The organism is Thiomonas sp. 13-64-67 (genome assembly GCF_002282795.1).
In the GTDB taxonomy this organism is placed as follows: Bacteria; Pseudomonadota; Gammaproteobacteria; order Burkholderiales; family Burkholderiaceae_C; genus Thiomonas; species Thiomonas arsenitoxydans.
Genome location: NZ_NCKP01000001.1, coordinates 101,062 through 119,740 on the forward strand (window position 1 = coordinate 101,062; position 18,679 = coordinate 119,740).

An 18,679-nucleotide genomic window follows, 5' to 3' on the forward strand; every position below is an offset into this window, starting at 1 on the left:
TACCGCCAGTGAAGCCCGAAAATCAGGCCGCCGTCGCCGAAGGGGCGTCAGGCGCAGCGCCGGTTGCGGGCGCCGAGGGCGTACGCGGGGCGGACGTCGGGCCGCTGCTGGGCGGCAGCTTGGGCGGACGGGGCTCGCGGCCCGCCATGATGTCGGCCAGTTGATCGGAGTCGATGGTTTCCCATTCGAGCAAGGCTGCCGCCATTGCGTGCATCTTATCCTGGTTTTCCTCGATCAGCCGACGAGCCAACGCGTACTGCTCGTCGATGATGCGACGGATCTCCGAATCGACCTTCTGCATGGTCTGCTCAGACACATGCGTGGTCTTGGTAATCGACCGTCCGAGGAACACCTCGCCTTCGTTCTCCGCGTAAACCATGGGGCCCAGCGACTCGGTCATTCCGTAGCGCGTGACCATGTCGCGTGCCAGCTGCGTGGCGCGTTCGAAGTCATTGGAAGCGCCCGTGGTCATCTGATTCATGAACACTTCTTCGGCAATGCGGCCGCCGAACAGCACGGAGATCATGTTGAGCATGCGGTCACGATCCATGCTGTAGCGATCGGTCTCAGGCAACTGCATGGTGACGCCCAGTGCGCGGCCGCGCGGAATGATGGTGACCTTGTGCACCGGATCGGTCTTGGGCAGCATCATGGCAACCAGCGCGTGGCCCGACTCGTGATAAGCCGTATTGCGGCGCTCTTCTTCCGGCATGACCATGCCCTTGCGCTCCGCACCCATCATGATCTTGTCTTTGGCGCGTTCGAAGTCTTCCATTTCAACCACGCGCGCACTGCGGCGAGCGGCGAACAGAGCGGCTTCGTTGACCAGATTGGCCAGATCGGCGCCGGAGAATCCGGGAGTGCCTCGCGCCAGAATGTCGGCCCGGATATCGGTGCCCACGGGAATCTTGCGCATATGCACTTGCAGAATCTGCTCGCGACCGCGGATATCCGGCAGCGTGACATAGACCTGCCGGTCGAAGCGGCCAGGACGCAGCAGCGCCGGGTCGAGAATGTCGGGCCGGTTGGTCGCTGCGATCACGATCACCCCGAGATTGGTCTCGAAGCCGTCCATCTCCACCAGCATCTGGTTGAGGGTCTGCTCGCGTTCATCGTTGCCGCCGCCCAGACCAGCGCCACGATGGCGACCCACGGCGTCGATTTCATCGACGAAGATGATGCAAGGAGCGTGCTTTTTCGCGTTCTCGAACATGTCGCGCACACGAGCCGCACCCACGCCGACGAACATTTCGACAAAGTCAGAACCCGAGATGGTAAAAAACGGCACTTTTGCTTCGCCCGCAATACTCTTGGCTAGCAGCGTCTTGCCGGTACCGGGCGGGCCGACAAGCAGCACGCCCCGAGGAATGCGCCCACCGAGTTTCTGGAATTTCTGCGGATCTTTGAGAAAGTCCACCAGTTCCTTCACGTCTTCCTTGGCTTCGTCGCAACCGGCGACGTCGGCAAAGGTTACGTTGTTGCTCGATTCATCGAGCAGACGGGCCTTGGACTTGCCGAAGCTGAACGCACCGCCGCGGCCACCGCCCTGCATCTGGCGCATGAAGTACACCCAGACGCCGATCAGCAACAGCATCGGGAACCAGGAAATGAAGATCTGCGTCAGGAACGATTGCTCTTGGCGCGGCGCGCCGACGACATCGACACCGTCTTTCACCAGATCGCCCACCATCCACAGGTCGCCGGGCGAGGTGAGATTGAAACGACGCCCTTCCGTGGTCGTGACGTCCAGAATGCCGCTCTGGTGCACGATGACTTTTTTGATGCGCCCGGCTTTCGCGTCTTGCATGAACTGGGTGTAGCTCACGGCATCTGCGGTCTGCTGGGGACGATCGAACTGCTTGAACACGGTGAACAGTACGAGACCGATCACCAGCCAGATCGCAATTTTGGAAAACCATTGATTATTCAAAACCAACCTCCTGAAACAGGGCAAGCGCAGATGCAAGACATGCAGCGCATTTTAGGCATTTCAAGAGGCGGGGCGCAGCGATTGTGGAAAACCGATCCGACAAAATGGGCTATTGATTCTGTCAATCTGATCGAATTTGACAAATAGCAAGTCTGTCGCGGTTGCTGCAATCATGTTGAGCGCTTACGCAACCGACTTTTTCAGCGTGCGCGCCAGGATGAAAGTTTCCGCCGACTTGTCGCGCGATGCTTGCGGCTTGACCGCCTTCACCTGCTGGAATACCAGCTTGAAAGCCTTCACGATCTGACTGTAGTAACTGCCGTGAAAGGTCTTGATCACCATCGCGCCCTGGGGTTGCAGCCAGCGCTGGGCAAAGTCCAGGGCGAGTTCGCTCAGATGTTCGATTCGGGCCGCATCAGCCGACGGAATGCCGGTGAGATTGGGCGCCATATCGGACAACACCACGTCGACCTTGCGCCCTTCGAGAAGCGCCTCCAACTGATTCACCACCGCCTCTTCGCGGAAGTCACCCAGCAGAAAATGCACATCGGGCACGGGCTCCATGGGCAGCAAATCCAGCGACAAAATTGTGCCCTGAACCGCGCCGCCACGCATCAGCCGGTTGCGCGCATATTGCGACCACGAGCCCGGCGTGCTGCCCAGATCGACCACGATCTGCCCGGGCCGCAACAGCCCCTCGGCCTCGTCGATTTCCTTGAGTTTGTAGGCGGCGCGGGCTCGATAGCCCTCACGCTGCGCCAGCTTCACATAGGGATCGTTGAGATGATCCTGCAGCCAGGCTTTGCTGAATTTGTTTTTCTTCGCACTCGACATGGGTTCTTCAAGGACAATAGCGGATTAAGACTTCAAAATGCGCGCGCAGAGATGACGCGACGCGCTTGGCAATCATGACCCCATTGGAACTCACTCCGCCCTTTCGCAGCAGCCTGCGCGCCCAGGCACATGGGCTCAAACCCGTCGTGATGATCGGCGAGCAAGGGCTCACTCCGGCCAATCTGGCGGAAATCGACGTGGCGCTCAAGGCGCACGAACTCATCAAGGTGCGCGTGTTCGGTGACGATGCCGCGGCGCGCCTGGCCATGCAACACACCATCTGCGACACGTTGGGCGCCGCTCCTGTGCAGGCGATTGGCAAACTGCTGGTGTTGTACCGGCCACGCCCGAAAGAAACCCGGCAGGCGCCTGGAGAAGAAACTCTAGTTGCCAAGCGCGGCAAATCGCCACGCACCGTCAAAGTGGTCGTGCCTGCCAGCAGCCCGACACACCGGGCCAAGGTCAAGCGTGTCACCCTGCTGGGCAATCAGCGCCTTTCGGCCACGGGCAAGGTCAAGCGCGCCAAGCCGCGCCAGAGCAGCGTGAAAAAATCGTCTCGCGGCTGAAACGCATTCAAAAGAGGTTTCAGGCCGTTTTGCGGCGTGTTGGCAGCCGCCACACATACGCCGCCACACACAGGGCCTGCAGGGCGAACACCAAACTGGCAATACCGTGCCACATGCCTGCTTGTGGCGAATGGCTATAGGCGGCCTGCAGCAACCGAGGCACCACGCCGAACTCGCCCAGGACGGCAAAAAACACGCCACCCAGCGGCAGCAGCAGATCCGCCGACATCGCCTTTTTGTCGGCAAACCGTTCGAGCGCGGCAATCAGCACGCCGAAAACGATGGCGGCCAGCGCCATGAGGTAGAACATGCGACTGGCCACGGCGGCGGCGATCATTTTCTCGGGCACCGTGGCGAACGCCGTAGGTGCGCCGATAAGGCCGACGGCCACCATGCCGCCCAGCCAGAGCGCGGCGAGAAACCAGCGGGTGCGCAGACTGCTCATCGGTAGTGCACGGCAAGGATTTCGTAGTGGCGCACGCCACCCGGCGCGGCGACCTGCGCAACTTCACCGGACTCTTTGCCGATCAGCGCCCGAGCGATGGGGGAGTTGATGGAAATGCGTCCCTGCTTGAGATCGGCCTCGTCGTCACCCACGATCTGGTAGGTGATTTCATCGCCGCTGGATTCGTCGCTTAGTTCCACCGTAGCGCCGAACACCACGCGGCCGTCGGCCTGCAGTTCGCTCGGATCGATGATCTGCGCTGTGCCGAGCTTGCCCTCGATATCGGCAATGCGGCCTTCGATAAAGCCCTGCTTGTCGCGGGCCGCGTCGTATTCGGCGTTTTCAGACAAATCGCCTTGCGCGCGCGCTTCGGCTATGGCCTGGATCACCGCGGGTCGTTCGATGGTCTTGAGACGATGCAGTTCTTGCTTGAGTTGTTCCGCGCCTTTGCGCGTCATGGGGGTCGCCATGATTGGGCCTCCGTTAAACCAGGAAAAAAACGAGCACCGCAGCCTGCGGCGTCGAATCGCCTGGGTGCGGTGCTCAGATGGAACAGATTTTACGCGTTTGCGAATGATTGCAAGGGGTAAACCGCGATTTTCTGCAGTTGTTTCATCCCCTCGACCGCGGCAAGTGCGCCGGAAATGGTGGTGTAGGTCGTAACCCGCGCGGCCAGCGCCGAAGTGCGGATGGCGCGCGAGTCGGTGATGGCATTGCGGCGCTCTTCCACCGTGTTGATCACCAGCACGATCTCGTTGCTCTTGAGCATGTCCACGATATTCGGGCGCCCCTCGGTGACCTTGTTGATCACCTGCACTTCCACCCCCGCCTCGGCGATGGCGGCCGCGGTTCCGCGGGTAGCCACCACGCCAAAACCCATGGCCACCAACTGACGCGCGACTTCAACGGCGTCCGGCTTGTCGCTTTGCTTGACCGACAAAAACACCTTGCCACCGGCCTGCGGATCGGGCAGGCGGGTACCGGCCGCGAGCTGCGACTTGACGAAGGCCTCGCCAAAGGTTCGGCCCACACCCATGACTTCGCCCGTCGATTTCATTTCAGGCCCGAGGATGGGATCGACGCCCGGGAATTTATTGAACGGAAACACCGCCTCTTTCACGCAGTAGTAGGGCGGCGTGATTTCCTTGGTGATGCCTTGCTGCGCCAGCGTCTGTCCGGCCATGCAGCGTGCGGCGATTTTGGCGAGTTGCAATCCCGTGGCCTTGGAGACAAAGGGCACGGTGCGCGAAGCCCGCGGGTTCACTTCCAGCAGGAAGATGCGATCTTTGCCGTCGAGTTGCTGAATGGCGAACTGCACATTCATCAGGCCGACGACCTTGAGGCCATGCGCGAGCTTGACGGTCTGCTCCTTGATGCGTGCCACTGTGGCCGCTGACAGCGAATATGGCGGCAGCGAGCAGGCCGAGTCGCCGCTGTGCACGCCGGCCTGCTCGATGTGTTCCATCACCCCGCCGATGAACACCTCAGTGCCGTCGCAGATGGCATCGACATCGCATTCGATGGCGTCATTCAAAAAACGGTCGAGCAGCACCGGCGAATCGTGACTCACCTTCACTGCTTCGCGCATATAGCGTTCGAGGTCGCGCTGTTCGTGCACGATTTCCATGGCGCGGCCGCCCAGCACATAGCTGGGACGCACCACCAGCGGGTAGCCGATTTCCTCGGCCTTGGTCAGCGCTTCGGCTTCCGAGCGCGCGGTGCGGTTGGGCGGCTGCAGCAGGCCGAGTTGTTCGACCAAGTGCTGGAAGCGCTCGCGGTCTTCGGCCATGTCGATCATGTCCGGGCTGGTGCCGATGATGGGCACGCCGTTGGCTTCAAGATCGAGTGCGAGCTTGAGCGGCGTCTGCCCGCCATACTGCACGATCACACCCGTCGGCCGCTCCTTATCGACGACTTCCAGCACGTCTTCCAGCGTGAGCGGCTCGAAATACAGTCGGTCGGAGGTGTCGTAATCGGTCGACACCGTCTCCGGGTTGCAATTGACCATGATGGTTTCATAGCCGTCGGCCCGCATGGCCAGTGCGGCGTGCACGCAGCAATAGTCGAACTCGATGCCCTGGCCGATGCGGTTGGGCCCGCCGCCGAGCACCATGATTTTTTTGCGCGTGGTGGGCGCGGCTTCGCACTCTTCGTCGTAGGACGAGTAGAGATAGGCCGTCTGCGTGCCGAACTCGGCCGCGCAGGTATCGACCCGCTTGAACACCGGCCGCACCTGCAGCGAACGGCGGCGGTTGCGCACCGCCGTCTCGGTGGTGTGCAGCAGCTTGGCAAGCCGGCGATCAGAGAAGCCCTTCTGCTTGAGCGCGTAGAGATGCTCGCGATCGAGCTGATCGAGGGTGAAGTTGCGCTCCAGCTCCAGCTCGGTCTGCACGATGTCTTGAATCTGCGCCAGAAACCACGGGTCGATGCGGGTGAGCTGGTGCACTTCGTCCAGGCTCATGCCCTGCGCGAACGCGTCGCCGACATACCAGATGCGCTCGGGGCCGGGCTCGCCCAGCTCCTTCTCCAGCACCTCGCGGTCTTGCGTCTTTTCGTTCATGCCATCGACGCCCACTTCGAGCCCGCGCAGCGCCTTCTGGAAACTCTCTTGAAACGTGCGGCCCATGGCCATCACTTCGCCGACCGACTTCATCTGCGTGGTCAGACGTGAGTCGGCTTGCGGGAATTTTTCAAAGGCAAAGCGCGGCACCTTGGTGACCACGTAGTCGATGGTCGGCTCGAACGAGGCCGGGGTGACGCCGCCGGTGATGTCGTTACGCAGTTCGTCGAGGGTGTAGCCGACCGCCAGCTTGGCGGCGATCTTGGCGATCGGAAAGCCCGTGGCCTTGGACGCCAGCGCCGAAGACCGGCTCACCCGCGGATTCATCTCGATGACGATGAGGCGGCCGTCAGCGGGATTCACCGCGAACTGCACATTGGAGCCACCGGTATCGACCCCGATCTCGCGCAGCACCGCGATGCTGGCGTTGCGCATGATCTGGTATTCCTTGTCGGTCAGCGTCTGCGCCGGGGCGACGGTGATCGAGTCGCCGGTGTGCACGCCCATCGGGTCGAGGTTTTCGATCGAGCAGACGATGATGCAGTTATCGGCGCTGTCGGGCGACGCTTCGATGCCGCGCTTGCAGATGGTCTCGAATTCCTCAGGGTTGTAGGCGATGCCGCCCCCAGTTCCGCCCAGGGTGAAGCTGGGTCGGATGATGACCGGAAATCCAATGGTCTTCTGCACGCCCCAGGCTTCTTCGAGGGTATGCGCAATGCCCGAACGCGCCGAACCCAGACCGATGCGCGTCATGGCCTGCTTGAACTTCTGACGGTCTTCGGCCATGTCGATGGCTGCGGGCTTGGCGCCGATCAGTTCCACCCCGTACTTGCCTAGCACCCCGTTGCGGTGCAGATCGAGCGCGCAGTTCAGCGCGGTCTGCCCGCCCATGGTCGGCAGGATGGCGTCGGGCCGTTCTTTCTCGATGATGGTCTCGACCACCTGCCAGGTGATGGGCTCGATATAGGTGACATCGGCCGTTTCCGGGTCGGTCATGATGGTCGCCGGATTGCTGTTGACCAGAATGACCTTGTAGCCCTCTTCGCGCAGCGCCTTGCAGGCCTGGGCGCCGGAGTAGTCGAACTCGCAGGCCTGGCCGATGACGATGGGGCCGGCCCCGATGATCAGAATGCTTTTAATGTCGCTGCGCTTGGGCATGGGCGAGTCTCTTTATGCGGTTGAATCAGGTGAAAAATCAGTGTGTTCTTGCGGTAGCCGCCAGCGCCAGTTTCACGCCGAAGCCAAAAAATCCGGCCCCGGTCGCGCCCATCGTCAGCGCGGAAAGGCGTCGGCGGCGGCGGAAGGCATCCGCCACACGCACGCCGCCAAAGATCAGCACCGACAGATAGAGCAGGCTGAAGAACTGGACGATAAGGCCCAGCAGCAGAAACGACAGTGCCGGATGCGGGTAATGCGGATCGACGAACTGGATGAAAAACGACACAAAAAACAAAATCGCCTTGGGGTTGAGCAGACTGATGAACAAGGCTTTTTGAAACGGGTTTTCCAGCCTCTTTCCGGCCTGCGCGGGGTGGGCATGAGGCTGCGGCGCCTGGGCATGCAGGCCGGTGTCAGGCGTATGCCAGCGCTTCCAGGCCGCGCGCAGCATATTGATGCCCAGCCAACCCAAATACAGCGCTCCCGCCGCCTGAACCAGGTGATACAGGGCCAGATTGGTTTCCAGCAACGAGGCTGCCCCGGCTGCGGCCAGCACCATCAACACCGTGTCGCCCAGAAACACCCCGAACGCGCCCCGATAGCCTTGGCGCACCCCGCGCTGCGCCGCAACACTCAGCACATAGAGCGAGTTCGGCCCCGGCAGCAGGACGATGAAGATCACCCCGAGCACATAGGTCCACAGATTGACGACGCCGAACATGTGATCCATGGGCAGTCTCAGGCGCGATCCATCAGAGCGACAAAACGGTCGAACAGGTAACCGATGTCATGCGGCCCGGGACTAGCTTCCGGGTGGCCCTGAAAGCAGAATGCCGGTTTGTTTTTCCAGGCCAGCCCTTGCAGCGTGCCGTCGAACAGCGAGACATGCGTGGTGCGCACGGTGTCGGGCAGGCTGGCCGCGTCTACCGCAAAACCGTGGTTCTGGCTGGTGATGGACACGCGGCCGCTATCGAGGTCTTTGACCGGGTGATTGGCGCCGTGATGGCCGAATTTCATCTTGAAGCTCTTGCCGCCAGCGGCCAGCCCCATGATCTGATGACCGAGGCAAATGCCGAAGGTCGGCATGTCGGCGGCGATGATGCTCTGGGTCGCGGCAATGGCGTAATCGCAGGGTTCGGGGTCGCCCGGGCCGTTGGAGAGGAACACGCCGTTGGGCCGCAGCGCCAGCACGTCAGCGGCAGAGGTTTGCGCGGGCACCACGGTGACGCGGCAGCCGCGTGCCGCCAGCAGGCGCAGGATGTTGAACTTCACGCCGAAGTCGTAGGCCACGACATGACGCAGGGGTTGGGCCATTTCGCCATAACCTCGCTCCAGCGACCAGTCGGTCTGCGTCCACTCGTAGGGTTGCGGCGTGGTGACGACGCGGGCCAGATCCATTCCGGCCAGACCGGCAAAGCCGCGCGCGCCATCGAGCGCCGTCTGAATCACGGTATCGGTGATGTCTTGCCCCGCCTCCAGCCCAATGACGCAGCCGCTCTGCGCGCCCTCGGTGCGCAAGTGGCGCGTCAGCCTGCGGGTGTCGATGCCGGCGATGGCGACCGTCCCGTTTTGACGCAGATAGGCGTCGAGCGTCTGTTCGCCGCGATAGTTCGACATCTGCAGCGGCAGATCCTTGATGATCAGCCCGGCGGCATGCACCTGGGCCGCTTCCACGTCCTGTGCGTTGGCGCCGACGTTGCCGATATGCGGATAAGTCAGGGTGACGATCTGGCGGCAGTAGCTGGGATCGGTCAGGATTTCCTGATAGCCGGTCATCGCGGTGTTGAACACCACTTCGCCAACCGTCTGTCCACTCGCGCCAATGGAGAGGCCGCGAAAGATCGAGCCGTCGGCGAGAACCAGAACGGCTTTGGGCAGCATGGACAGCATGAGAATTCTCCGGTGAGCGCCCGGATATTGGAATGGATCGCCAGCCTGGCCGACAATCTGGGGCGCGGCGCGCAAATAGCTGTGAGGCCAATTTGCCCGAACATCACGCCCCTTGGGGGTCACCGCAGGGCGGCAACACTTCAGGCGCACAAAATTTGTCAGATTATATTCATGAGGTTTGTCTGCGCAGCGTCTCAAGGAAACGCTGGGCCGCCCCAAGTTCCCTTGACCCCCACGGGGGGCGGGCTGGGCCTAGCCCGGCCCAGGGGCCGCTCAAAGCGCCCGGACACGCCGACTTGCCGTAATGAATACCCTTCCCTCTCTGACGCCCCCGCCTCGGCCCATCCCTCTGCTCGCCCTCGCGTTCGGCGTTCTGCTCGCGCACGCCTTGCTGCTCGCCTGGCTGGTGTTCACGCCCACCCAGGCGCCCAACAAGCCAGAACAGCGGATTGAATGGATCACCTTGCAGAAAGCGCCGCTGCCTGCCGCGCGGCCCCCTGCGCCACCCCAGGCGACAGCGGTCGTGCCGCCACCCGAAAAAACGCAGCCCGCCCCCCCGAAAAAGCACTTCACCCGACCCGCTCCGCCGCATCCGACCTCGCAGATTCCAACGATATCCCAGCGCCCGCAGCCGCCGAAGCCAGTGTTGCCACGCGCGAACACGCCGTCGATCGAGCCGACCGTAGCGCCTGCGGTCCCTCCTGCCCCCGACCTCCCGGCGAAAACTGCCGCGCCCAGTGCGGCCCCGCAGGTCGCCACGTCCATAGCGGCGCCCAACCCGCCCCGCCCCGCGGCGGCGGCCTCCGCTGCGCCCGAGCCCGTCGTGGAGACTGCGGCCTCGTACAAGGCTGAGTATCTCGACAATCCGCCGCCGCCTTATCCCCGGCTGTCGCGCCAATTGGGTGAGGAGGGCACGGCCCTGCTCAAGGTGCAGGTTGGCCCGAATGGGCGCCCGCTGCAGATCAAGCTCATGTCGTCCAGCGGCTATTCGCGGCTGGACGAAGCCGCCGAAACCACCGTGGCGCAATGGCGCTTTGTGGCCGCCACGCGCAACGGTCAGTCGGTCGCATCCTGGGTGCTAGTGCCGATCAAGTTCCGTATTTTGAATTGAGACCACCCCGAAAACCTTCGCTTCGCTCAGCTCTCCCCTCAAGGGGCAAGAAGCTCTAGGGGCGGCCCGGCGAGCTTCTTGAGATCTCTGCTCACGCCGTTTGCAGCGCCCGACTGAGCAGCAGATCGAAATCCGTCGCCTTACTCAAGGTGCCGAAGCCCCCACCCCACTCACCCCCGAGCCGGGATGCGCAGAAGGCCTGGGCGATCGGCTCCGGTGCGTGCCGCAGCAGCAAAGCGGCCTGCAGAGCCAGCACGAGGTCGTGTGTCAGCGCCCGGGCGCGCGATTGCTGCGCGTCGGTATCTCGCAGAGCCGCCGAGAAGCGCTGCAGGTGCGCGTCGAAATGGGCGTTGCGCCCCTGCGCCGGGGCGAGTTCAGCCATCAGGGCGTCGGCGGTGCGCGGGTTTTTGCCCAGAGCGCGCAGCACGTCCAAGCACATCACATTGCCCGAACCTTCCCAGATGGAGTTCACCGGCATCTCGCGGTAGATGCGCGCCTGCACGTCGTTTTCGACATAGCCGTTGCCGCCCAGCACCTCCATCGCCTCGGCGGCGAGTTCGGCGCCGCGTTTGCAGATGCGAAACTTGCCCGCCGGCGTGAGCAGGCGCCGCAGCAGCAACTGCGCCTCGTCGTGCTGCGAGTCGAAGGCCTGCGCCAGCCGCAGGGCCAGCGCGATCGCGGCTTCGACCTCCAGCGCCATGTCGGCCAGCACATTGCGCATCAGCGGCTGGTCGATCAGCGCGGCGCCGAAAGCCAGGCGGTGCCGCGCGTAGTGCACCGCCTGGCTCAGGGCCTGGCGCATCAGCCCGGTGGTGCCGAGCACGCAATCCAGCCGGGTATAGGTGCCCATTTCGAGAATGGTCGGCACGCCGCGCCCTTCTTCGCCGAGCAGATGCCCCCAAGCCCCCTGAAATTCCACTTCGGACGAAGCGTTGGAACGGTTGCCCAACTTGTCTTTGAGCCGCTGGATCAGCACCGGGTTCTTGCTGCCGTCCGGCGCCCAGCGGGGCACGAAAAAGCAGCTCAGGCCGCCCGCGGTCTGCGCCAGTACGAGATGGGCATCGCATTGCGGCGCGGAGAAAAACCACTTGTGCCCAGTCAGGCGGTAGCCGCCTGCGCCATCGGGTTCGGCGCGGGTGGTGTTGCTGCGCAAGTCCGACCCGCCCTGCTTTTCGGTCATGCCCATACCGATCAGGCCGCCTCGTTTTTGCGCCAGAGGCAGATCGCGCGGATCGTATTCCGGGCGCATCAGCGTAGGCAGCCAGTCGCGCGCCAGCAGGGCGTCGCGCGACATCGCGGGAATCGCGCCGTAGGTCATGGTGGTGGGACACATCGACCCGGCTTCGATCTGCGTTTGCAAAATGAAGCCCGCCGCCCGCGCCACATGCGCGCCCGGCTGCGGCCGCGCCCAAGGGCCGGTGTGCAGGCCGCGCCGGGCGATGTCGCTCATCAGCGCATGCCAGGCCGGGTGAAACTCGATCTGGTCGCGGCGAAAGCCCCTGGTATCGAAAGCGCGCAGAACCGGCGCGTTCTGGTTGGCCAGTCGCCCCTGCTCGTAGCTGGCGGCGGCGCCAAGCTCCGCGCCCTGGCGCGTGAGTTGCTCCTCCGCCCAGCCGCCGCCAGCACGGGCGAGCGCCTCGCGCAGCGCGGGATCGGCGGTGAACAGGTTGTAATCCTGCAAGGGCGGGGCTTGATTGGTCACATCATGGGTGGGCCAGGTCATGGGTGTCTCCGGTTCAGTTTCGTCTGCTCTGCATTGCAGCACCGACCCTCAGTGGCGTGCAAGGAACAGCCCGTTACCATGCTCGGCTATCCGCCAGGCTCCAGCCTTGCACAGAACACGCTTGCCCCATGTCGCAATCCACACAAGACTTTTCCGATTCAGACACCGGCCCCGGCCGCGGCCTGACCTGGCTGCTGTTTGCCGCCCTCGTCGTTCTTTGGCTGGGCACGCTGGGCTGGCGCGATCTGGTTCCGACGGACGAAGGCCGCTACGCCGAAATTCCGCGGGAAATGGTGGTGACGGGCGACTGGGTCACGCCCCGGCTCGACGGTTTCAAATACTTCGAAAAACCGCCGCTGCAATACTGGGCGACTGCGATGACTTATGAAGTGTTCGGCTTCGGCGAATGGCAGGCGCGTCTGTGGACAGGGCTCACCGGCCTGCTCACGGTGCTGTTCACCGGCTGGGCCGGAACACGGCTGTTCAACCGGCGCACCGGGGTGTTTGCCGCAGGCGTGCTGGCGAGCATGTTTTACTGGAACGCGATGAGCCACATCAACACGCTGGACATGGGCACCGCAGCCACCATGTCCGCGAGTTTGATGGCCTTTCTGCTGGCGCAGCGGCCAGGCGCCAGTCGCGCCCAGACCCGTTGGTGGATGTGGGCCACCTGGGCCTTCATGGCGCTTGCCGTGCTGTCCAAGGGACTGATCGGCATTCTGCTGCCCGGCGCCGCGCTGGTGCTCTACACCCTGATTTACCGCGACTGGAAGCTGTGGACGCGGCTATATATCGTCAGCGGTCTGCTCATTTTTCTGGCTATTGCCGCGCCCTGGTTCGTCTGGGTGCAAGCGCGTAATCCCGAGTTTTTCGACTACTTTTTCATCTATCAGCAGTTCACCCGATTTCTCACCAGCGAACTCAAACGTCCCGGTCCGTGGTGGTACTTCTTTCCCATCCTGATCCTGGGCGTGCTGCCCTGGCTGGGCAGTCTTGTTCCCGCCCTCTGGCGCGGCGCGGCGCGGCCCGCGCAGCGCGGTGCGGCATTTGGCAGCGCACAGGGGCGCACCCTGCATGCACAAGGCATGCTGGTGATTTGGGCGGTGTTCATTTTTGTGTTTTTCAGCATCTCCAAATCGAAGCTGCCGTCTTACATCCTGCCCATCTTCCCGGCCATCGCACTATTGATCGGCGACTATCTCGACCGGGCGCGGCCCAGAGTGCTGCGCTGGCAGTTTGCTCTGCTGGCGCTGCTCGGGCTGGCGGCGGTGATCGGCTTCACGCAGTTGCACCGATTGGGCAACGCCACCACGCCCGGCGCGCTGTATCAGCAGTTCGGCTGGTGGCTCGAAGGCACCGCAGCGGCGGCGCTGATCAGCGGGCTTGTGGCTTGGCGCTGGGAGGCGCAGGGCCGGCGCACTGCGGCCGTGCTGCTGGTCAGCGTGGCGATGACGCTGGGGTTCTCGCTGGGCATTCAGCAGTTCCAGATTCTGGGCCGCACCGCATCGACCAAGGATGTGGTCCACGCCATCCGGCCCTGGATTCTGCCGGGTCAGCCGTTCTACGCCGTCGGCACTTATGACCAGACCTTGCCCTTTTACCTCGACCGCACCGTCACCTTGGTCGAGTATCAGGGCGAGCTGCATTTCGGCATTACGCAGCAGCCCGGTCTGTGGGTGCCGACCTACGCCGATTTCGCCCGGCGCTGGAACGAGGACAAGCAGCCTCTGGCGCTGATGTCGCCGTCCACCCTGCCCGCGCTGCAGGCGCTGCATATGCCGATGACGGTGATCTACCGCACTTCCCGCTTCGTCGTCATCGCCAAACCGGGGCAAGACTACGGCGCGGCCGCCCAAGCGGCAGCGGCGCGGCTGCCCGCAGACTGGAACGCAGGGCCGTCGCTGGTTTCCCCGCAAGCTGAAGCCGGAGCCCAGCAATGAGCACGGTCGCCTTTGGCCTGGTGCTCACCGGCGTGCTGCTCAACGCGGCGGCGCAGTTGCTCATCAAATCTGGGGCCGAAACCGTGGGGCGCTTCAGCTTCACCGCGAGCAATATCTGGCACGCCGGGCTGCACTTCGCCCTGCAATGGCAGATTCTGCTGGGGTTGACGTTCTACGCGGTCTCCGTCGTAGTGTGGATCCTGGCGCTCACCCGGGTGCAGGTCTCCATCGCCTATCCCATGCTGTCGCTCGGCTATGTGGTGACCGCCTTTGCCGCGTGGTGGCTGTTCGGCGAAGCGCTCACCGCGCAGAAACTCGTCGGCATTGCCGTCATCATCGTGGGCGTCATCATCGTCGCCCGAGCCTGAATTCAACTGTATGAATCCGCAAGACATTCTTCCCTTCACCCGCCCGGACATCGACGAAGACACCATTGCCGGTGTCGTCGAAGTGCTGCGTTCGGGGTGGATCACCACCGGCCCCTGGTGCGCTCGCTTCGAGCAGGCACTGTCCGATTACTTCGGCGGACGCCCGGTGCTCGCCTATTCCTCCGGCACCGTCACCATGGAGATCGCGCTCAGGCTGCTGGGCGTCGGCCCGGGCGATGAAGTCATCACCACGCCGCTGTCCTGGGTGGCGACGAGCAATGTGGTCCTGGCGGTGGGCGCCACGCCGGTTTTTGTCGACATCGATCCCGCCACCCGCAATATCGACGCCAACCGCATCGAAGCGGCCATCACGGCGCGCACCCGGGCGATCCTGCCCGTTCACCTCGCCGGCTTGCCCGCCGACCTGGATGCGATCTATGCCATCGCCGCCCGCCACGGTCTACGCGTCATCGAAGACGCAGCGCAGGCCATCGGCAGTCTGTGGAAACACCAGCGCATCGGCAGCTTTGGCGACTTTGCCTCGTTCAGCTTCCATCCGAACAAGAACATCACCTCCATCGAGGGCGGCTGTCTGGTGCTTCCGGCCGACGCCGACGTCGATCTGGCCCGCCGCCTGCGCCTGCAAGGTGTGCAGCGCAGCGGCCTGGACGGCATGGACGTCGATGTAGTGGGCGGCAAGTCCAATCTCACCGATGTGGCCGCGCGCGTGGGCTGGGGGCAGTTACAGCACATCGAACGCTTCAACGCCCGCCGCCGAGATCTGGCGCAGCGCTATTTCGCCGCCTTCGATGCGCTGGGCGTCGAGGCCAGGGGCGTGCAACTGCCGCCGCGTGATTTCATTCAGAGCAACTGGCATATGTTCCAGATCGTGCCGCCGCCGCAAGTGCAACGCGCCGCCCTGATGCAGGCGCTCAAAGACCGCGGCATCACCACCGGCGTGCACTATCCGCCCATCCACCTGTTCAGCCTATACCGCGAGCGCGGCTTCAAACCCGGCGACTTTCCACACGCCGAAACCGTGGGCGCTTCCATTCTCACCTTGCCGCTTTTTCCTGGGATGCAAGACAGCGATGTGACCCGGGTAACTGACGCCCTCGACGCCGTGCTGCGACAATTCGGCCTATGACTCTGCATGCTCACCCCGCCGTTTCGGTGGTCGTTCCCGTCTACAACGAAGAGGCCGGACTCGCCGCGCTGTTCGCCCGCCTCTACCCCGCTCTCGATGCGCTGAACGAGCCCTACGAAATTCTGTTCGTCAACGACGGCAGCCGCGACCGCTCGGCCGCGCTGCTGGCCGCGCAGCAACGTCTGCGCCCGGATGTCACTCGAGTGGTGCTGTTCAACGGCAACTACGGTCAGCACATGGCCATCCTCGCGGGCTTCGAGCACACCCGCGCGCCTATCGTCGTCACCCTCGACGCCGACCTGCAGAACCCGCCCGAAGAGATCGGCAAACTCGTCGCCAAAATGCGCGAGGGCTACGACTATGTCGGCACCATTCGCCGCATGCGCCAGGACAGCCGGTTTCGCCGCTATGCCAGCCGCGCGATGAACTGGACGCGCGAAAAAATCACCAGCGTGCGCATGACCGACCAGGGCTGCATGTTGCGCGCCTATGGCCGCGACGTGGTCGATACCGTCAACCGTTGCACCGAGTCCAACACCTTCGTGCCTGCGCTGGCCTACACCTTCGCGCTCAAACCCACCGAAATCGAAGTGGCGCACGAAGAGCGGCAGGCTGGAGACTCCAAGTATTCGCTGTTCAAGCTCATCCGCCTGAACTTCGATCTGGTCACCGGGTTTTCTCTGGTGCCGCTGCAGCTCATGTCTTACTCGGGCATTTTGCTGGCGCTCGCTTCCGGCGCGCTGTTTCTCTACCTCATGGTGCAGCGCTTCGTTGAAGGTTCGCAGGTACAGGGGGTATTCACCCTGTTCGCCATTACCTTCTTCCTGCTCGGCGTGGTGCTGTTCAGCATCGGCCTGCTGGGGGAATACATCGGCCGCATTTATGAGCAGGTGCGCGGACGTCCGCGTTATCTGGTGCAGGCCGTGTTGCAGGATCTGCCCCCCGAGCCCGGCGTGTTCGTGCCGCATATCGCGCAGGCGGCCAACGCCGCGCAACAAACCCCCGCCCCGCTGCCGTGAACGCCGTCGTCTTCGCCTATCACAACGTCGGCGTGCGCTGCCTCAAAACGCTGCTCGCGCGGGGTGTGCAGGTGCAACTGGTCGTCACCCACCCGGACAGCCCGACCGAAACCCTGTGGTTCGATCGCGTGGCCGACGTGGCGGCAGAAGCCGGCATTCCCGTGGTCTATGTGGACGACGTAGTTGACGCGGCGCTGATCGACCGGGTCGCGGCGCTTTCGCCCGACTATCTGTTTTCCTTCTACTTCCGCCGCATGCTACCCGCGCGGTTGCTGGCCGCAGCAAAAATCGCCGCGCTCAATATGCACGGCTCGCTGCTGCCCAAATACCGCGGCCGGGTTCCGGTGAACTGGGCCGTGCTGCACGGCGAAACCGAGACCGGCGCCACGCTGCATCTGATGGAAGCCAAGCCGGATGCGGGCGACATCGTCGCGCAGCAGGCCGTACCCATCCTGCCTGACGACACCGCCAAGGAGGTGTTCGACAAGCTCACCGTGGCCGCCGAAATCGCGCTGTGGAACGTCCTGCCGCAGTTGATGCGCGGGGAAGTGCCGCGTCGCCGCAACGATCTGTCCGTCGGCAGTTATTTTGGCGGTCGCAAGCCCGAAGACGGTCGCATCGACTGGAACCAGTCAGCGCAATCGGTTTACAACCTCGTCCGCGCCGTGGCCCCGCCCTACCCCGGCGCATTTTTCGATCACCTGGGCCGGCGTTTCATCGTGGCGCGCGCCCGCATCGCATCACCATCACTGCGTGCGCGAATCGCCGACAAAAGTGCGGTCGGCCTGCATATCGCAGAGGGGCAACTCCTGGCCCGAACCGGCGATGGCGGTGCACTCCACATCGTCGAACTATGGGATGCCGACCAACCTGGCTTTCCCCTGAACGATCTACAAATTTCGGAACTCGCAACACAGCAATCATGAAAAAAGTCCTCATCCTCGGCGTCAACGGTTTCATCGGTCATCATCTCTCCATGCGCATCCTCGCCACCACCGACTGGCAGGTGTACGGCATGGACATGAACGCCGACCGCGTGGAAGACCTCACCGCCAACAAGCGCTTCAAGTTTTTCGAAGGCGACATCACCATCAACAAGGAGTGGATCGAATACCACGTGCGCAAATGCGACGTGATCCTGCCCTTGGTGGCCATCGCCACGCCGGCGACTTATGTGAAGGCGCCGCTGCGGGTGTTCGAGCTCGACTTCGAGGCCAATCTGCCCATCGTGCGCGCTGCGGTGAAACACAAGAAGCATCTGGTGTTCCCGTCCACCTCCGAGGTGTACGGCATGAGCGGAGATGCCGAATTCGATCCCGAGAACTCGCCGCTGGTCTACGGCCCGATCAACAAACCGCGCTGGATCTACGCCTGCTCCAAGCAGTTGATGGATCGCGTCATCGCCGGTTACGGCCAGCAGGACGGCCTGAACTACACCCTGTTCCGCCCGTTCAACTGGATTGGCGCCGGACTGGACAATATTTTTTCGGCGAAGGAAGGCAGCTCCCGCGTCGTCACCCAGTTCTTGGGCCACATCGTGCGCGGCGAAACCATCAGCCTGGTCGATGGCGGTCACCAGAAACGCGCCTTTACCGACATTGACGACGGCATCGACGCGCTGATGAAAATCATCGAAAACAAGAACGGTGTGGCCAGCGGTCAGATCTACAACATCGGCAATCCTGCCAACAATCATTCGGTGCGCGAACTCGCCGACATGATGCTGCGCCTGGCTGCCGACATGCCCGAATACGCCGAATCGGCCAAAAACGTGAAGGTGGTGGAAACCAGCTCGGGCGCGTATTACGGCGCGGGTTATCAGGACGTGCAGAACCGCGTGCCCAAAATCACCAACACCATGCGCGACCTCGACTGGGCGCCCGAGGCCGACATGCAGACCGCACTGCGCAAGATTTTCGACGCCTATCGCGGCCAAATCGCCCAGGCGCGGGCGTTGATGGAAGAAACGGGCGATTGACTCAGCGCCC

General features: G+C 63.2%; 16 protein-coding genes. 8 read left to right on the plus strand and 8 right to left on the minus strand.

The window, feature by feature from the left end; translation table 11 throughout:
• Nucleotides 1-22 precede the first annotated feature (22 nt).
• Together ftsH and B7X30_RS00490 are read right to left on the minus strand one after the other, a co-directional pair.
• Nucleotides 23-1,930 carry an ATP-dependent zinc metalloprotease FtsH gene (gene ftsH, locus B7X30_RS00485; protein WP_013106106.1) on the minus strand — a complete coding sequence of 636 codons (1,908 nt, stop codon included), beginning with the start codon at nt 1,928-1,930 and terminating at the stop codon, nt 23-25.
• Between the two features lie 183 nt (nt 1,931-2,113).
• The gene (locus B7X30_RS00490; RefSeq protein WP_286728532.1) at nt 2,114-2,764 is read right to left on the minus strand and encodes an RlmE family RNA methyltransferase; all 651 of its coding nucleotides are present in this window, start codon (nt 2,762-2,764) and stop codon (nt 2,114-2,116) included.
• A gap of 74 nt (nt 2,765-2,838) precedes the next feature.
• Between B7X30_RS00490 and B7X30_RS00495 the strand changes: the two genes are divergently transcribed.
• Entirely contained in the window at nt 2,839-3,330 is a 492-nt protein-coding gene (locus B7X30_RS00495; RefSeq protein ID WP_286728533.1) for a YhbY family RNA-binding protein, read from the plus strand.
• Nucleotides 3,331-3,349: 19 nt separating this feature from the next.
• Here B7X30_RS00495 and B7X30_RS00500 read toward each other — a convergent pair whose 3' ends face one another.
• The 5 genes from B7X30_RS00500 to carA all read right to left on the minus strand — a co-directional run bounded on the left by B7X30_RS00500 (nt 3,350) and on the right by carA (nt 9,383).
• Entirely contained in the window at nt 3,350-3,775 is a 426-nt protein-coding gene (locus tag B7X30_RS00500; protein ID WP_286728534.1) for a DUF4149 domain-containing protein, read from the minus strand.
• Entirely contained in the window at nt 3,772-4,245 is a 474-nt protein-coding gene (greA, locus tag B7X30_RS00505) for a transcription elongation factor GreA (RefSeq protein WP_013106110.1), read from the minus strand. The genes B7X30_RS00500 and greA overlap by 4 nt, the downstream gene beginning before the upstream one ends.
• An 89-nt stretch (nt 4,246-4,334) precedes the next feature.
• On the minus strand, nt 4,335-7,493 hold the full coding sequence (gene carB / locus B7X30_RS00510) for a carbamoyl-phosphate synthase large subunit (RefSeq protein ID WP_286728535.1): 3,159 nt from the start codon (nt 7,491-7,493) through the stop codon (nt 4,335-4,337).
• Between the two features lie 37 nt (nt 7,494-7,530).
• Nucleotides 7,531-8,223 (minus strand): leucine efflux protein LeuE, encoded by a 693-nt coding sequence (gene leuE / locus B7X30_RS00515; protein WP_156055085.1) that lies wholly within the window; start codon nt 8,221-8,223, stop codon nt 7,531-7,533.
• 8 nt (nt 8,224-8,231) lie between these two features.
• On the minus strand, nt 8,232-9,383 hold the full coding sequence (gene carA, locus B7X30_RS00520; RefSeq protein ID WP_276731046.1) for a glutamine-hydrolyzing carbamoyl-phosphate synthase small subunit: 1,152 nt from the start codon (nt 9,381-9,383) through the stop codon (nt 8,232-8,234).
• Between the two features lie 304 nt (nt 9,384-9,687).
• On the opposite strand from carA, the gene B7X30_RS00525 reads away from it, so the two are divergent.
• Nucleotides 9,688-10,494 (plus strand): energy transducer TonB, encoded by an 807-nt coding sequence (locus B7X30_RS00525; RefSeq protein WP_286728536.1) that lies wholly within the window; start codon nt 9,688-9,690, stop codon nt 10,492-10,494.
• A 91-nt stretch (nt 10,495-10,585) separates the two neighbouring features.
• Here B7X30_RS00525 and B7X30_RS00530 read toward each other — a convergent pair whose 3' ends face one another.
• Nucleotides 10,586-12,217, minus strand: a complete 1,632-nt coding sequence (locus B7X30_RS00530; protein WP_286728537.1) for an isovaleryl-CoA dehydrogenase — start codon at nt 12,215-12,217, stop codon at nt 10,586-10,588.
• Nucleotides 12,218-12,345: 128 nt separating this feature from the next.
• Between B7X30_RS00530 and B7X30_RS00535 the strand changes: the two genes are divergently transcribed.
• From B7X30_RS00535 to B7X30_RS00560, 6 genes are read left to right on the plus strand one after another with little or no spacing between them, the layout of a single operon-like run.
• Complete coding sequence (locus tag B7X30_RS00535) at nt 12,346-14,157, plus strand: glycosyltransferase family 39 protein (RefSeq protein ID WP_286728539.1); 1,812 nt, start codon at nt 12,346-12,348, stop codon at nt 14,155-14,157.
• Nucleotides 14,154-14,525: an SMR family transporter gene (locus tag B7X30_RS00540; protein WP_286728540.1), complete on the plus strand. Its 372-nt coding sequence runs from the start codon at nt 14,154-14,156 to the stop codon at nt 14,523-14,525. The genes B7X30_RS00535 and B7X30_RS00540 overlap by 4 nt, the downstream gene beginning before the upstream one ends.
• A gap of 10 nt (nt 14,526-14,535) precedes the next feature.
• A complete protein-coding gene (locus B7X30_RS00545) occupies nt 14,536-15,672 on the plus strand; it encodes a DegT/DnrJ/EryC1/StrS family aminotransferase (RefSeq protein ID WP_286728542.1) in 1,137 nt (378 codons plus the stop codon).
• Nucleotides 15,669-16,691 carry a glycosyltransferase gene (locus B7X30_RS00550; protein WP_286728543.1) on the plus strand — a complete coding sequence of 341 codons (1,023 nt, stop codon included), beginning with the start codon at nt 15,669-15,671 and terminating at the stop codon, nt 16,689-16,691. Before B7X30_RS00545 ends, B7X30_RS00550 begins: the two co-directional genes overlap by 4 nt.
• Nucleotides 16,688-17,617, plus strand: a complete 930-nt coding sequence (locus B7X30_RS00555) for a formyltransferase (RefSeq protein ID WP_286728544.1) — start codon at nt 16,688-16,690, stop codon at nt 17,615-17,617. Before B7X30_RS00550 ends, B7X30_RS00555 begins: the two co-directional genes overlap by 4 nt.
• Complete coding sequence (locus B7X30_RS00560; protein ID WP_286728545.1) at nt 17,614-18,669, plus strand: bifunctional UDP-4-keto-pentose/UDP-xylose synthase; 1,056 nt, start codon at nt 17,614-17,616, stop codon at nt 18,667-18,669. Before B7X30_RS00555 ends, B7X30_RS00560 begins: the two co-directional genes overlap by 4 nt.
• Nucleotides 18,670-18,679 lie beyond the last annotated feature (10 nt).